The organism is Peribacillus sp. SIMBA_075 (assembly GCF_046534585.1).
The window spans coordinates 1-231 of record NZ_JAWRYN010001709.1; the positions used below are offsets into that span (position 1 = coordinate 1).

Sequence of the window (231 nt, forward strand, 5' to 3'; positions counted from 1 at the left end):
GTGACAATCGTCACATAAACCCCTTTTTTCTTTACATATTCCACAGCTTCTTTTGTAGCGGAATGAATTTTTCCATTGGAACGAAGTAACGTTCCATCTATATTGAGTGCTAGTAGTTTTTTTGACACTGAGGCATCCCCCTTCTTGATGACTGTACTTAAGATGAGGATATGCCCTAGCTTGGTGCTTTAGAACATGCAGTTGAAACAACCCCTGCTTGATGAATCAACG

1 protein-coding gene is annotated in these 231 nt (G+C 40.3%); it reads right to left on the bottom strand.

Translation table 11 applies throughout. The features are described from left to right. Positions 1–128 (bottom strand): HAD hydrolase family protein (locus tag SB775_RS34260; RefSeq protein WP_410865744.1); only part of this gene is annotated, 128 nt, incomplete at its 3' end. Positions 129–231: the final 103 nt, after the last annotated feature.